The organism is Caulobacter sp. DWR1-3-2b1, assembly GCF_049895765.1.
Taxonomy (GTDB): domain Bacteria; phylum Pseudomonadota; class Alphaproteobacteria; order Caulobacterales; family Caulobacteraceae; genus Caulobacter.
Window position 1 is genome coordinate 39470 of the sequence record NZ_JAFCSZ010000012.1, and the last position, 13548, is coordinate 53017.

At 66.0% G+C, this 13548-nt stretch carries 18 protein-coding genes; 11 read left to right on the forward strand and 7 right to left on the reverse strand.

Features of this window, described 5'->3' with window-relative positions; genetic code table 11:
- Nucleotides 1–54 precede the first annotated feature (54 nt).
- The 4 genes from ACP69S_RS12540 to ACP69S_RS12555 all read left to right on the forward strand — a co-directional run bounded on the left by ACP69S_RS12540 (nucleotide 55) and on the right by ACP69S_RS12555 (nucleotide 4297).
- Nucleotides 55–234 carry a hypothetical protein gene (locus ACP69S_RS12540; protein ID WP_425997670.1) on the forward strand — a complete coding sequence of 60 codons (180 nt, stop codon included), beginning with the start codon at nucleotides 55–57 and terminating at the stop codon, nucleotides 232–234.
- A gap of 134 nt (nucleotides 235–368) precedes the next feature.
- Nucleotides 369–1949, forward strand: a complete 1581-nt coding sequence (locus ACP69S_RS12545; RefSeq protein WP_425997672.1) for an ABC-F family ATP-binding cassette domain-containing protein — start codon at nucleotides 369–371, stop codon at nucleotides 1947–1949.
- A 93-nt stretch (nucleotides 1950–2042) separates the two neighbouring features.
- Nucleotides 2043–2909, forward strand: a complete 867-nt coding sequence (locus ACP69S_RS12550; protein ID WP_425997674.1) for an SDR family NAD(P)-dependent oxidoreductase — start codon at nucleotides 2043–2045, stop codon at nucleotides 2907–2909.
- 122 nt (nucleotides 2910–3031) lie between these two features.
- Nucleotides 3032–4297: a DUF3422 domain-containing protein gene (locus ACP69S_RS12555; protein ID WP_425997676.1), complete on the forward strand. Its 1266-nt coding sequence runs from the start codon at nucleotides 3032–3034 to the stop codon at nucleotides 4295–4297.
- Here ACP69S_RS12555 and ACP69S_RS12560 read toward each other — a convergent pair.
- On the reverse strand, nucleotides 4294–4878 hold the full coding sequence (locus ACP69S_RS12560; protein WP_425997678.1) for an HD domain-containing protein: 585 nt from the start codon (nucleotides 4876–4878) through the stop codon (nucleotides 4294–4296). The two genes, ACP69S_RS12555 and ACP69S_RS12560, sit on opposite strands and share 4 nt — an antisense overlap.
- An 84-nt stretch (nucleotides 4879–4962) precedes the next feature.
- Here ACP69S_RS12560 and ACP69S_RS12565 point away from each other — a divergent pair, with 84 nt between their 5' ends.
- Nucleotides 4963–5349 (forward strand): DUF1801 domain-containing protein, encoded by a 387-nt coding sequence (locus ACP69S_RS12565; protein ID WP_425997680.1) that lies wholly within the window; start codon nucleotides 4963–4965, stop codon nucleotides 5347–5349.
- Here ACP69S_RS12565 and ACP69S_RS12570 read toward each other — a convergent pair.
- Genes ACP69S_RS12570 through ACP69S_RS12580 form a run of 3 tightly spaced genes read right to left on the reverse strand, consistent with a single transcriptional unit; the run spans nucleotide 5346 to nucleotide 7233 of the window.
- Nucleotides 5346–5792 (reverse strand): flagellar basal body protein, encoded by a 447-nt coding sequence (locus tag ACP69S_RS12570; protein ID WP_425997681.1) that lies wholly within the window; start codon nucleotides 5790–5792, stop codon nucleotides 5346–5348. The two genes, ACP69S_RS12565 and ACP69S_RS12570, sit on opposite strands and share 4 nt — an antisense overlap.
- A gap of 2 nt (nucleotides 5793–5794) precedes the next feature.
- The gene (locus ACP69S_RS12575) at nucleotides 5795–6121 is read right to left on the reverse strand and encodes a rod-binding protein (protein ID WP_425997683.1); all 327 of its coding nucleotides are present in this window, start codon (nucleotides 6119–6121) and stop codon (nucleotides 5795–5797) included.
- A complete protein-coding gene (locus tag ACP69S_RS12580) occupies nucleotides 6121–7233 on the reverse strand; it encodes a flagellar basal body P-ring protein FlgI (protein WP_425997685.1) in 1113 nt (370 codons plus the stop codon). The genes ACP69S_RS12575 and ACP69S_RS12580 overlap by 1 nt, the downstream gene beginning before the upstream one ends.
- Nucleotides 7234–7453: 220 nt before the next feature.
- Between ACP69S_RS12580 and ACP69S_RS12585 the strand changes: the two genes are divergently transcribed.
- The 3 genes from ACP69S_RS12585 (at nucleotide 7454) to ACP69S_RS12595 (ending at nucleotide 9251) form a co-directional block, all read left to right on the forward strand.
- The gene (locus ACP69S_RS12585) at nucleotides 7454–7882 is read left to right on the forward strand and encodes a flagellar assembly protein FliX (RefSeq protein WP_425997687.1); all 429 of its coding nucleotides are present in this window, start codon (nucleotides 7454–7456) and stop codon (nucleotides 7880–7882) included.
- A gap of 235 nt (nucleotides 7883–8117) precedes the next feature.
- Nucleotides 8118–8546 (forward strand): RNA polymerase-binding protein DksA, encoded by a 429-nt coding sequence (gene dksA / locus ACP69S_RS12590; RefSeq protein ID WP_425997789.1) that lies wholly within the window; start codon nucleotides 8118–8120, stop codon nucleotides 8544–8546.
- Nucleotides 8547–8816: 270 nt separating this feature from the next.
- Complete coding sequence (locus ACP69S_RS12595) at nucleotides 8817–9251, forward strand: hypothetical protein (protein WP_425997689.1); 435 nt, start codon at nucleotides 8817–8819, stop codon at nucleotides 9249–9251.
- An 85-nt stretch (nucleotides 9252–9336) separates the two neighbouring features.
- Here ACP69S_RS12595 and ACP69S_RS12600 read toward each other — a convergent pair whose 3' ends face one another.
- Nucleotides 9337–9951, reverse strand: a complete 615-nt coding sequence (locus ACP69S_RS12600) for a pyridoxamine 5'-phosphate oxidase family protein (RefSeq protein ID WP_425997691.1) — start codon at nucleotides 9949–9951, stop codon at nucleotides 9337–9339.
- Nucleotides 9952–10008: 57 nt separating this feature from the next.
- Nucleotides 10009–10371 carry a response regulator gene (locus ACP69S_RS12605; RefSeq protein ID WP_425997692.1) on the reverse strand — a complete coding sequence of 121 codons (363 nt, stop codon included), beginning with the start codon at nucleotides 10369–10371 and terminating at the stop codon, nucleotides 10009–10011.
- A gap of 358 nt (nucleotides 10372–10729) precedes the next feature.
- Between ACP69S_RS12605 and ACP69S_RS12610 the strand changes: the two genes are divergently transcribed.
- Both ACP69S_RS12610 and ACP69S_RS12615 read left to right on the forward strand, forming a co-directional pair.
- A complete protein-coding gene (locus ACP69S_RS12610) occupies nucleotides 10730–11554 on the forward strand; it encodes a crotonase/enoyl-CoA hydratase family protein (RefSeq protein ID WP_425997694.1) in 825 nt (274 codons plus the stop codon).
- A 4-nt stretch (nucleotides 11555–11558) separates the two neighbouring features.
- Nucleotides 11559–12212: a DUF3052 domain-containing protein gene (locus ACP69S_RS12615; RefSeq protein WP_425997695.1), complete on the forward strand. Its 654-nt coding sequence runs from the start codon at nucleotides 11559–11561 to the stop codon at nucleotides 12210–12212.
- A 36-nt stretch (nucleotides 12213–12248) separates the two neighbouring features.
- On the opposite strand, the gene ACP69S_RS12620 is transcribed toward ACP69S_RS12615, so the two are convergent.
- Nucleotides 12249–12761, reverse strand: coding sequence for a Crp/Fnr family transcriptional regulator (locus tag ACP69S_RS12620; RefSeq protein ID WP_425997697.1), 513 nt, complete (start codon nucleotides 12759–12761; stop codon nucleotides 12249–12251).
- Between the two features lie 494 nt (nucleotides 12762–13255).
- On the opposite strand from ACP69S_RS12620, the gene ACP69S_RS12625 reads away from it, so the two are divergent.
- Complete coding sequence (locus tag ACP69S_RS12625) at nucleotides 13256–13534, forward strand: hypothetical protein (protein ID WP_425997699.1); 279 nt, start codon at nucleotides 13256–13258, stop codon at nucleotides 13532–13534.
- The last annotated feature ends 14 nt before the right edge of the window (nucleotides 13535–13548 follow it).

Genomic DNA, 13548 nt, shown 5'->3' on the forward strand with positions numbered 1-13548 from the left:
AAAGCGCCATCTTCAGCTGTGTCTGGCTTAGTGGCTCCAGCAAAGGAGTATGCGATGAGCAAGGCGGCCAAGCCGGCGAAAGCGGGCAAGACGAGCGAAAAACAGGCGCAGGGCAAGCAGGCGATCCGCGACGCCCATAGTCTGAAGCCGCGCAACCCGGTTGTCGATTTCATGGTGTTCATCGGCGGGGTGAGCTCGCTGGTCTATGTGTTCAATACCATCGCGCCGAACTAGACGCGTTCCGGCCTAGCTTGCCGAACGCTGCTTGTCAGCGTAAATCGGCAACCTTCGATCCATGATGGAGGCTCCCATGATCAGCGCAACGGAAGACCTGTTCGTCCTTCCCGTTCCCCTGACCGTGAGCTTCGATGTCTGCCTTCATCACACTGGAATCCGTCGCCGCCGCTACGCCTGACGGCCGCCGCCTCTTCGAAAACCTGACCCTTTCCATCGGGGCCGAGCGCGCCGGCCTCGTCGGCCGCAATGGCGTGGGCAAGTCGAGCCTGCTGGCCATCATGGCTGGCGAGCGCGCGCCCGCCGCCGGGACGGTGGGGCGCGCCGGTTCGGTCGCTATGCTGGACCAGACGCCGGACCTTTCGACCGACGGCCGGCTGGTCTCGCTGCTCGGCGTCGCGACCGGCTGGGACCGCCTGTCTCGGATCGAGGCCGGGGAGGGCGACGAGACCGACCTCTCCGAAGCCGACTGGGACCTGCCGGGTCGCATCGCTCAGGCCCTCGGCGATGTCGGTCTGCCCGACCTCGACCCCGAGCGGCCCGCGCGGTCGCTGTCGGGGGGGCAAGCGACACGCGCCGCTCTGGCGCGGCTGCTGATCGCCCGGCCCGACGTTCTGCTGCTGGACGAGCCGACCAACAATCTGGACGCCGAGGCCCGCGATCTGGTCGCTCGGGTGCTGGCGCGCTGGAAGGGCGGGGTGGTGGTGGTCAGTCACGACCGAACCCTGCTGCGGGGCATGGACCGGATCGTCGAGCTGTCGTCGCTGGGCGCGCGGTCGTATGGCGGCGGCTACGATCTCTATGTCGAGCGCAAGGTGCAGGAGGCCGCCGCCGCCGAACGCGACCTCGACCATGCCGAGCGCGAGACCAGGCGCGTGGCCCGCGAAGCCCAGCTGGCCCGCGAACGCAAGGACCGCCGCGACGCCGCGGGCAAGCGTTTTGCGGCTAAGGGAGGCACACCGAAGATCCTGCTGGGCATGATGGCCGAGCGAGCCGAGCTGTCCGGCGCGAGGGAGGGCAAGCTGGCCCAGCGCCTGGCCGCCGACGCCGCGGACGCTAAGGTCGAGGCGTCGGCGCGCGTGGAGCGACTGAAGACCCTGGCCTTCGACCTGCCGCCCACCAACCTGCCGCCGGGCAAAACGGTGCTGGATTTCGACGCGGTGTCTTTCGCCTGGCCGGACGGGACGGCCGTGCTGACGGATCTGACGTTCCAGATCATCGGTCCAGAGCGCGTGGCGGCGACGGGCCCTAACGGTGCGGGCAAGACCACCCTGATCCGGCTGGCGGTTGGCGACCTGTCGCCCACGGGTGGCGAGATCCGGCGCGGCGTGACGACGGCTCTACTCGACCAGCGGGCGGCGTTGCTGCAGGACGACCAGACGATTCTGGAGAACTTCCGGCGGCTCAATCCTGCGACTTCGGTCAATGACGCCCATGCCGCCCTGGCCCGGTTCCTGTTCCGCAACACCGCCGCCCACCAGCTGGCCGGAACCCTCAGCGGCGGCGAGCGCCTGCGTGCGGCCCTGGCCTGCGTGCTATGCGCCGCGACGCCGCCGCAACTGCTGATCCTGGACGAGCCGACCAACCATCTGGACCTCGCCTCCATCGAGGCCATTGAGGGCGCGCTGGCCGGCTATGACGGGGCGTTGCTGGCGGTCAGCCATGACGCCGATTTCCTGGAGGCCATCGGGGTGGAGCGACGCATCGCGCTCTGAGCGCCATCGCCCGCACGATCATGGCGGCGCGTCGATGGCCCTCGTCGGGCTTTGGCTCGAAACTGTCTGGACTGACGAGGAGGAGGAACAGCCATGGCTGACGCCGAACAGATTGCCGTTGTCACCGGCGCAAGCTCGGGGATCGGCAAGGAAGCGGCCAAGGCGCTGGCGGCGCGCGGCTGGCATGTGATCGCGCTGGGGCGTGATCCGGGGCGAACGGCGGCGGCCGAGGCCGAGATCCGCGCGGCCAACCAGGGCGGCCGGGTCGACATCATCCAGGCCGATCTGTCGCTCATGGCCGACGCGGCCCGGGCGGCGCGCGAGATCGCGGCCCTGACCGACCGGGTCCACGTGCTGATCAACAACGCCGGCGGCATGGCCAGAGCCAGGGTGATCACGCCCGAGGGGCTGGAGGAGAATTTCGCCGGCAATCACCTGGGTCCCTTCCTGCTGACCGATCGCCTGCTGCCGCTGATCCGCCGCGCCGCCGTCGACGCGCCGCGTGGCAGTGTTCGGATCGTCAACACCTCGTCCGACGGCGGTGAAATGATCCCGGGCCTGTTGTGGAGCGATCTGCAGCTCCTGGAACGGTTCACGCCCGGTCACGCCTATTGCCAGGCCAAGCTGGCCAATGTGCTGTTCGCGCGGGGGCTGGCCCAGCGTCTGGCCGCCGACGGCGTCGTCGCCCACGCGGTGCATCCGGGGACCATCGACTCCAACTTCATCACCCATGCCGAGGAATCGACCCAGGCCCATATCCGAACCCTCAAGGCGATGTCGTCGGAAGAGGGCGCGCAGGCGCTGGTCTGGCTGGCGACAGCGGAAGAACCCGGCCAGACCACGGGTGGTTACTTCCACCAGTGCAAGCCAATGCCGCCCAACCCGTTCGCGGAAGTCGACGCCAATGTCGACCGGCTGTGGAGCGAAAGCGAGAAGCTGGTGGCTCAGACCGGAGCGTAGCTCGAGGCCGCGTGGATCGAGCCTGAAGGGCGTGACGGGACGAGCTGTTCGGGTTAGTTTCAAATGTGACCGGTAACATTGTCCTTTAGGCAAAGGCCCGGCGACGCGGGACGAGGACGAGCATGACCAAGGCTGCTGCGAGCGACCATCCGCTGCGCGTGACGCTGAGCGAGCTGATGCACCTGCGCTCCCTGCCGCTGGAGCGCGCCCCGGTGCGGCTGCGACAATGGCTGATGCTGGTCTCGCCCGCCGAGCGCGAGGGCGAGGCGACGTTCCTGGGTCTGCTGCACCCCGACCACGCCGAGGCGATCGCGGCGGGACGCCTACTGGTCCCGACCGAGCAGGGGGGGTGGCTGTGGGAGCGACACCAGGAGTTCTCGACCTGGACAGCCTACGACCACGGGCCTCTGGGCGAGCAACTCGGTTTTGAGCCACGCGAGGCAACCTTCCCCTGGCTGGAGGGCGCGCCGGGGGCGGTGTTTCGAGGCGTGGAGATCACCGTCTCGGCAGCGAGCGACACCGCGCCGGACCTGGCGGCCATCGGGCGGAACATCGACCTGGCCCGCTGCGTCAGCTGCGATGCCTTCGACGGCGCAGCGCGGATCTGGACCGACTTCCGGCTGGGCGAGGGCGGTGCAGGGCGCATTTATGTGCACAATCGCGGACTGGCCAATGACGAGGTCTCGCGGCTGGTCCAGACCCTGCTGGAGATCGGCAACTATCGGAAGCTGGCCCTGATGGGCTTTCCGCCCGCTCGCGAACTGCTGGGCTGGCTGGACGGGGCCGAGGCGCGGCTGGCCGGGATCACCGGCGAACTGGCCCGGGTCGGCGGTGATAGCCAGTCGGTGCTCGACCAGCTGCTGGCCCTCTCGGCCGAGGTCGAGCTGCGCGCGGCCAGCACCCGTTTCCGGCGCGGGGCGACCGAGTCCTACCACCAGCTGACCCTGGACCGGCTGGAGGCCTTGCGTGAAGGCCGCATCGCCGGCCATTCGACCATGCGCGAGTTCATCGCCCGCCGCCTGCTGCCGGCCATGCGAACCTGTGAGGCCGCCGACCGGCGGCTGGACGACCTGTCGGCGCGGATCGGCCGGTCCAGCGACCTGCTGCGCGCCAAGCTGGGCATAGCGCTCGACCGCCAGAACCAGGCCTTGCTGCACAGCATGAACGAGCGGGTGGCCTTGCAAACCAAGCTGCAGGGACTGGTCGAGGGCCTGTCGGTGTTCGCCGTCAGCTACTACGTCGTCGGCTTGGCTGGCTATCTGCTGAAGCCTTGGCTGCACGACTTGCCCGGCGCGGCCGATGCCGCGCTGTCGCTGCTGGTTCCGCTGGTGCTGGCGGGCGTTGCGGTCGGGCTGCACCGTCGCAAGAAGCGGATCGTTGGGAGCTAGGCTCGCAGTTGGGTGATGGACCGCTTGAGGTTCGAGCGCGCCGTGGCTTCGAAGCGCTCGCGACCCCAATCGGACATGTAGAGCGCGTCGCGGGCCAGGAAGCTTTCCAGGATGACGGCGCGGCCCTGGCGGAACGCGTCGTCGGGAACTTCGCGATACTCGTGCCGCACGCCGGCTTCGTAGGCGACGAACACCTCCGTCGGGGCGGCGAGGATCGACAGGTCCATATCAAGGAACCGCGCCATGTCCTCCGCTTCCTCGGCGGGAAGGTTGCTCGGAATGGCGTGGCGCGCGGTGGCTTCGATTAGGCGAAGGGCGCGACCCAGGCTGTCGAGCGGGACCACACCGCGCAGCATCTCTTTGGCCAGGACAGCGCTGCGGGTCTCGTTGTCGGTGCGCCGGGGTTCGTAGATCGCGTCGTGCAGCACGATGGCGCAATAGACAGCCAGCGGGTCGCGCAACTCGAGCTCGACGTTGGCGTAGAGGTCCAGCAGGGCCAGCGGATGGCTCCAGCCGTGATAGCCGCGATCAGGACCGGAATGGAGATTTCGGATCTTTTCCATCAGCGCTTCGTCGAGCATCGCGATTTCCGTCCATCCAAGTGCGGCTTGTTATAGCGGGCGATCGCGATTTAGGCTCGCTCATCACGGCGGGAGGGGCGAGACGTGGCGAAGAAATTCGTATCCGTCGAAGACTATCTGGCGGCGTTGGAGCCGTCGGTTCGCGCGGATATCGACGCTTTGCGCGCGGTCGTCCTGGGCGCCCATCCGGGCCTGACCGAGGAGATCAAGTGGAATGCGCCCAGCTTCGCCCATGATGGCGAGGATCGCGTGACGCTGGGCTTCGACAGGAAGGGCGGCTACCGGATCGTGCTCCACCGCGGCGCCAAGCCGCTGGACGCCGCCGGCTTCCATTTCGACGATGAGGCGAAATTGGCCGTCTGGCCCGCGCCCGACCGTGGCCTCATCGCTCTGCGAGACCGGGCGGCTATCGAGGCGGAGGCGGCGGAGGTTGGCCGCCTTATCGGGCGCTGGATCGAGGCGGCCCGCTAGGCCTTCTTGTTCAGCGTGATCGCCGTGCCGCTGGAGGCCGGATTGTTCATCCGCGCGCCTGCGCCGTAGCCGGATGCCGGAGCGCGCTGATTGGCGATCTCTTCGGCCACGGCCTTCACCAGGCCTTCGGTTACGACGCGGGCGGCGTTGAGGGCGCGGGCCTGGCGAGCGAGCACGGCGTCGAAGGCTTCGGTGGCGCGGATCAGGCGTTGGCGCAGCTCGGCGTCGGCGCTGGAGATCAGAGCGATATTGGCGCGCACCCGGGCGGACTCATGCCGGTAGAGATTGGCCAGCTTGGCCGTCTCCTCGACATATTGCGCCGCGTCCTGGGGGCGGCGGTTCTCGAAGGCGGTGGCCTCCTTGGCGATAAGGTCGGTCAGACGCTCGGTCAGTATGACCAGTTGGTCGACGCGGTCGTTGGGATCGTGTGCAGCGAGGGCCATGACTAGTCCTTCAACCCTTGAAGCTTGAGCATTTCACGTTGGATGGTGTCGGCCAGACCGACGCCGCCGGCCTTGGAGACTTCCTTGGCCATGGACTCGGTCAGCAGCGACTTGAACATCTCCTCGCCCTGACCGCCGCCGAACGGTTCGGAGGTTTTCACGCCGGCGAACATCGATTGCATCATCACCGACATGAACGAGGCTTCGAACTTCTCGGCCGTTTCCTTGATCTGGCCGCGCTTAAGCAGCTCGGCCGCCGAGGCGGGCGGGGTGGCCGTGGCCGTCAGGCCGGTGATCGGAGGTCCGGTAAGGGCGTAGGGCGAGCTCATCACATCACCTCGATGTCGGCTTGCAGGGCGCCGGCGGCCTTCACGGCCTGCAGGATCGAGATCATGTCGCGCGGGGTGACCCCCAAGGCGTTGAGGCCGCCGACCAGGCTCTTGAGCGAAGCGCCAGCGCTGAGAGTGATCAGCTGCTTGCCCTTTTCCTCTTCGATATTGACGGCCGTTTGCGGGATCACCCGGGTCTGGCCCTGGCTGAACGGAGCAGGCTGGCTGACGGCCGGGCTCTCCTGGACCGAGATGGTCAGGTTGCCCTGGGCGATGGCCACCTGGCTGATGCGGACGTCGTCGCCCATGACGATGACGCCGGCCACCTCATCGATGATCACCTTGGCCGGCCCGTCGGGCTCGACTTCCAGGTTTTCGATGGCGGTGATGAAGCTGATCATGTCCATGCCGGCCGGGGGGCGGACGGCGACGATGGTCGGGTTCTGGGCCTGGGCGCTGTGGGCGAACCGGCCGTTTATGGCGTCGGCGATGCGGCGCGAGGTGGTGAAGTCGGGGTTGCGCAGGGTCATGCGCAGCTCGCCCATGTTCACCATCTGGAAGCCGGTCTCCTTTTCGATGATGCCGCCGGCGGCGATCCGACCCGCGGTCGGAACACCTTTGGTGACTGAACTACCCGAGGCGCCGCCGGCCGACACCGATCCGGTCTGCACGCTGCCTTGCGCCACCGCATAGGTCTGACCGTCGGCGCCTTGCAGGCTGGTGACCAGCAGGGAGCCGCCCAGCAGGCTCTTGGCGTCGCCGAGTGTGGAAACCGTCACGTCGATCCGAGCGCCGGGGGCCGAGAAGGCCGGCAGGTTGGCGGTGACCATCACCGAGGCCACGTTCTTGGTGTTGAGGTTGGCGTCGCGCACATTGACACCCTGACGCTCGAGCATCGCCTCGAGGCTCTGCTTGGTCATCGGCGCGTTGCGCAGGCTGTCGCCCGAACCGTTGAGGCCAACCACGATGCCGTAGCCGATCAGCTGGTTGTCGCGCACGCCTTCGAACGAGACGATGTCCTTGATCCGCGACTTGGCGAAAGCCGGGCCCGAAACCAGGGCGCAGGCCGTCACGGCGACGGCGAGAACGGTGCGGAAGAATGAACGCGACATGGCTATCCTGCTGCGGGAAGACATTCCCAGCCGGCTCCATGCCAAAAGCGGGCCAATCTCAAAGGCTTGAGTCGTAAGGCTTTGTGCGTTTTGACGCAGGCCCGCCGGCGCCCTTCGGCAGAATCTGCCCGGCATTAACCATACTTCAAGCGGCTGGACTGATTATGATGAGGCGGCGAGAGAAGTGACTCGCTACCGGCACTATGGAGCGGCGTTCGCCATGAAGGTTTCGAGCACGGGGGGCGTAGGCGCGAGCGGCGCGTCGCGAGCAAAGGCCTCGGGCAGCGGTTCCAGTTTTGCCCTGCCCTCAGTCGGCGGCGCGAGCGGCGCGGTCAGCGTCGCCCAGACCGGCGGCGTGGCCGGGATCGGCTCGCTGGACGCGCTTCTAGCCCTGCAGGCGATGGGCGATCCGCTGGAGCGCCGCAAGCGCGCGGTCAAACGCGCCGACGGCCTTCTCGACATTCTGGGCGAGGTGAAGATCGCCTTGCTCGATGGCGACGTCTCGACCGCCACCCTCGACCGACTCACCCGCGCGATCCGCGAGCAACGCGAATCGACCGACGATCCGAGGCTCGAAGGCGTGCTCAACGAGATCGAAACCCGGGCCGCAGTCGAAAAAGCCAAGCTCGAACAGGCCCGAGGGGCCTGATGACCGGCGCGGCGGCCAGAGGCTCTGGTTACGGTCGCGCTCTTAGCGAAATCAAGATGTTGCGCGCTGAGGCTTCGCGCGTTTCTCAAGCTGTCGCGGGTCGCGTACATGGCGAACCAGGCGAGTATCTCGCCGCTGAACGCGCTACTCACGCGAGGTTCATTGAACGTGGCTATTCTTTTGGTATAAGCACCCGGCCTGACCAAGGCGGAGTTCATTGGGGCGTGAGGCGTTAATGCAAACGGCCACTGTTCTAGTCGATAAGAGTACCTATCGCCCTTCCGAGGGCGAGGCGTTCATGAACGAGCGTCAGCTTGAGTATTTCAAGGGCAAGCTGAACGAATGGAAGGATGAGATCCTTCGCGAATCTCGCGAAACGGTCGCTCACCTCCAGAAAGAAACCGAAAATCACGCCGATCTGGCTGATCGCGCGTCTTCGGAAACTGATCGGGCGCTTGAATTGCGCACCCGTGATCGCCAACGCAAGCTGATCTCGAAAATCGACCAAGCCCTGCGCCGCATCGAGGACGGGTCTTATGGCTACTGCGAGGAAACGGGCGAACCGATTGGCCTGGCCCGGCTGGATGCTCGCCCCACGGCGACCCTCAGCCTGGAAGCCCAGGAACGTCACGAGCGCCGCGAACGCGTGCACCGCGACGACTGATCGCCCCTAACGGCGACCACTGTGTTTCAAGCGGCTCCGGGCGAAAGCCCGGGGCCGCTTCTCGTTTGGGCTGGCGGGGGTAGGGTCGCGTTCGATCTTGAGCGGACGTTGGAAGACGCGGAGTGGCCACTGCCGAAAGCTTTCGCCCCCTTTCGCGTTCAGCCGGTTCGCGGTGCGGCGCAGGGCGCACCACAGCTGTGGTAGGGATGAAAATACCCCAGCCTTGCAACGCACAGCTTTATCACCACCTCCCACTAAGGGAGCTAGGCGATGATCATTCTGACGTTAGTTTTCGCGATGGCGTTCGGCCTTGTCCTGTCCTGCAGGGGCACATGGCTTGGCGATGCGCTTCATAAGGCCTTGGTGGAGAAGCCTGCGGAGAGCCTAAACCGGGGCCCGATCGCCTTAGCTGCGTATTTGGTCACGACATTAATGCTTGCTGGCTTCGCGGTCGTTGCGCCCGAACTCATTCCTTTGGCGGTGGCGGTCGATTTTGCGCTTGCTGTTGAACTTGCGGCCCTTGTGTTTGTGGCGCGCGCTGGCGGCTGGTCGCGTGTTGCGCGCTTTTATGTATTGAAGCAGCCGATACTTCTCGCAAGCCGGCCGTTCCGACCGGCTTCTCGCCCACGCCAGCATCAGCCAAAGCGTAGGCGCCGGAGCGCAGTTCAAAAAGACCCAGAGGCGTGGCCACTGGCCTTCGCTTAAGACCTTGATCCACCAACCGCCCGTACGGACTGTCGATGCGCCTGTTGTCTGGGGGCTTGCCAAGCCGCGAAGGCGGCATGCCAGCTCACCACATCGTCCTGGCCGCCCGCTCCGGCCATTCGCGGTCATAGGCCTCGCCGCCGACCTCGCCGGCTGTGACCGCCGCCAGCATCGCGCCGGGCGAGGGTAGGGCGCTGGCGTCGATCTGGCTCTCGGCGTTCCACAGACCCGAGCGGACGATCGCGCGGGCGCACTGGAAATAGGCCTCCTCGACGGTGATCACCATCGCGGTGCGCGGCGCTTTGCCGTCGATCGCGAAGCTATCCAGCAGGTCGGGATCGGCGCTGATCACCGCTCGGCCATTGACCCGAAAGGTCGTGCCGGAGCCCGGGATCAGGAACAGCAGCGCGACCCTGGGGTCACGCACCACGTTGCGCAAGCTGTCGATGCGGTTGTTGCCCCGCCGGTCCGGCAGGATCAGCGTGCGGGGATCGGCTACCCGCACGAAGCCCGGCCTGTCGCCGCGCGGGCTGCAGTCGAGGCCCTCGGGACCGATGGTGGCCAGGGCGACGAAGGGCGAGGCCTCGATCAGCGCCCGATAGTGCGGCGTGATCCTGTCGGCCACCTTGACCATCGACGCTGCAGCGGGCGTGGCGTCATAGATGGCTTCCAGCGCTTCCAGGCTGTCGATCATGGTCATCCGGCTCTCCCGCGTCGCGCGGCGAGTCTAGGGGTGCGAGCGCGCGGGCGAAAGCCTTCAGGCCGCGCAGGCTCGCGCGCAAGCCTCGGCCAGGCGACGGGGCGAAATCGGCTTGCCGACCACCGGGGGTTCGCGTCCCAGCAGCAGGTCCGAATTGCCGGTGACATAGACCACGGGGATGGCGCCCAGCAGTTTCTGAATGGCTTCCACCGCCTCGACACCGGTGCCGCCGACAATGCGGTAGTCGGCCGTGATCAGGTCGGGAGGCCGAGCTATGGCCATGGCCAGGGCGTCTTGCGGGCTATCGGCGATGTCGAAACTGGTGAAACCCTGCTCGGCCAGCAAGGCTTCCACCTCGAAGGCGATCAAAATCTCGTCCTCGATAATCAGCGCGTGTCGGGCCTTCATGTGCACGGTCATTTGCCGCTGCCTTCTTTATCGTCCCGTAGAGATTTCAACGCTCGCGCGAGGGTGTACGCCAGTCGCGTTTTCGTGATGTAGCGTGAGCTTAGTTACGCTGGGCGTGCGCACGCCGAAGGCGAGGCCGAAAAAAATTGGCGCCGAGGGAAAAATCGGCTGCTGGGGCGTTTGAAATGACAGTCGCCCTGTGGGGCAACCGGTCCAGGAGCGCGGTCCGCCGCGACCCGGGCCGTTGGGCGCATGGGGTCCTGTGCTGGAGGCCAAGGGGTCCATGCGCCGTCGGGGGCTTCGCGTCTCAAAAGCGCGACGAAGCGGTGCGATCCGCGCTATGCAGGCGAAAATCCCGCAGGAGCCGCCCATGTCGCAAGACGCCCCCCTGATTCTGCCCCCCCTTGTTTTGACCGAAAAGCGCGGTCACATCGCCATCCTGACCCTCAACCGCCCTGACGCGATGAACGCCCTGGGCGCGCCCGGCGACGGCGATCAGGTGGCGGCCGCCTGTGAGGCTATCAACGACGACCAGGAGATCCGCTGTGTGATCCTGACCGGCGCGGGCCGGGCCTTCTCGGCCGGCGGCGACGTCAAGGCGATGAAGGCCCGCGAGGGCGCGTTCGGCGGCAACGGCGTCAAGGTCCGCGACGGATATCGCAAGAACATCCACCGCATCGTCCGGGCCATCTACGGCCTGGAAGTTCCGTCGATCGCGGCCGTCAACGGCGCGGCCATCGGCCTGGGCTGCGACGTGGCCTGCATGACCGATATCCGCATCGGGGCCGACACCGCCAAGTTCGGCGTCACCTTCCTGAAGCTGGGCTTGATCCCCGGCGACGGCGGCGCCTGGCTGATGCCGCGCACCGTGGGCATGAGCCGCGCGGCGGAACTGCTGTTCACCGGCGATGTCATCGACGCGGCCAAGGCGGCCGAGTGGGGCCTGATCAGCAAGGCCGTGCCGGCCGACAAACTGATGGACGAAGCCATGGAACTCGCGACCCGCATCGCGCAGCAGCCCCCGTACGCCCTGCGTATGGCCAAGAGCCTGCTTAAGCACGGCACGACGGCCAGCTACGACACCCTGATGGAGATGAGCGCGGCGGCCCAGGCCATCGCCCACCACACCGAGGACCACATGGAAGGCGTCGATGCGATCCTCGAAAAGCGCGCCCCCGTGTTCAAGGGCGCCTGAGGTCATGAGCAAGGAAGCGCGCGGCGTCTGGGGTCATCTGGCGGACGGAGACTGCGAGGGCAAGCTGCTGTGGGAGCATCCCAAGCTGATCTTCCGCGGGGCCCATCGCGGCATTTATCAAGGCCACGCCCTGCGCTACATCAAGGTCGACGGAAACGACCTGATGCTCAATGACGGCACGCGGTTCGAGCTGGAGCCGGGCGAGGCCGACAAGTGGCTGCACGCCATCCTCAACCCGCCTGGGCGGCTGGACAAGCTGGGCGTAAAGCCCGGCCAGACGGTGGTGGTGCTTGGTTTGGAGGACGAAGAGTTCTTCACCGAACTCTCAGACCGCGTCGAGCCCGTCGAGGCCGAGGAAGACATAGATCTGCTGTTCCTGGGCGTCGAGGACCTGGCCGATTTCGACCAGCTGGAAGACCTGGTCGGCGGACTGGGCCCCAAGGGCGCGATCTGGATCGTCGCCGAAAAGGGCAAGGGCGCGCCGCTGAAGGATACCGAGATCCTGGCCGCCGCGCGCGGTCACAGCCTGGTCGACACCAAGGTCTGCAGCTTCTCCAAGACCCACAGCGCCCTGCGGTTCATCAAGCGCAAGGCCGGTCCGCTGGCGGCGTCCAAACCGATCGAGGACGAGACGGACGACTACGACGATGAGGTTTGAACGGCGGGCGTTGGCAGGTCTGCTTGCACTCGCGGCCTAAGAGGCCCTTCGCAAGCGACGGTGCAGATAGTTCTCGTCGAAGCCGGCGATCTGGACGAGCTTTTCTGGATCGGTGATGAGCAGGCTGCCACGTTGAAGGCTCATGGCGCCAGCGATCCTCAGCTCCTTGAGAACGCGGTTCAGATGGACGGGGGTCATGCCAAGTGCGTCCGCCAACAGCAGCTGTGATAGGGGCAGAGCCAGCGACGGCTCGGACACGAGGCCGATGTTGCGGGCCCTGAGGTAGAGTTCGCACATCAAATGAGCGACGCGCTCGATGCTCGCCCGCCGTCCCATGCTGGTGATCCAGGCTCGCATGGCGCCTTCGTCGATCAGCTGCGCGGAGTACATCGCCTTGGCCACGCCTCTGTGCGTGTCCCTGATGGCGTCCATCGCCTCCCTGTCGATCGTGGCGACCGAGGCCGGGGTGATTGTCTGAATGCTGTGGTCCATCTCGGCCAGCAGGCCGACGTGCAGGTCGCAGGAATCGCCCGGCATCAGGAAGGCCAAGACCTGCCGTGTGCCGTTTGGCAGGATCTAGTAACGGCACGCCCAGCCTTCCAGCACAACAAAGACCGGACCTGGGCGGTCGCCCTCGCGGATAAGATCGCGCCTAGAGCATTTTCCGATAAGTGTGAAACGGTTATCGGATCGAAAAATGCTCTAAACTTCTGATTTAGGGCCCTTTTCGCCCGATCCTGATGAAGCCATCAGGTCGGAAAGGGCTCTAGCCGCCGCCGTGCGCGGCGCTAAGGTCGCCGCCCGCAAGGCAGCCACATCGGCCGAGTTCAGCGGGTTAAGCCCGCGCAACTTTTCGACGAAGCGGTTTTCCATCCGCCAACATGCACGGGGTCCATGTTTATGATATTGTCCAAAGTTATAATCGAATGTTGATGTATGTGATGGTTTGCCGTTCGTGGTGCGTTACATCCAACGGATCGTCGGCCCTCCAACAGGCTCCGGCGGCGGAGAGATTTGTAGCTCTCGCCTGACGGAGTGGTGCCATGGCCGAAGACGCATGCAACGACGACGCCCGCGTGGATACGCTTGCGGGCGCGGCGGAGGCCAACGGTCAAGCCGCCATCCTGCTGGTCGAAAGCCTGACCCATGGCTTGATTTCCAAGTCGGTGCTCAGCGTGACGGAAGCCGTGGAAATTATCGAAGTAGCCGCCGATGTGACATCGGAGATCGCCATTGATGAGGAGGGTTCGGACGCGACCGCCGGTAAATCCTTCACACTTCTAAGCGCCATCGCCCAAAGTCTGAAACACGACATAGGGTAATGGAGACTCTTCCT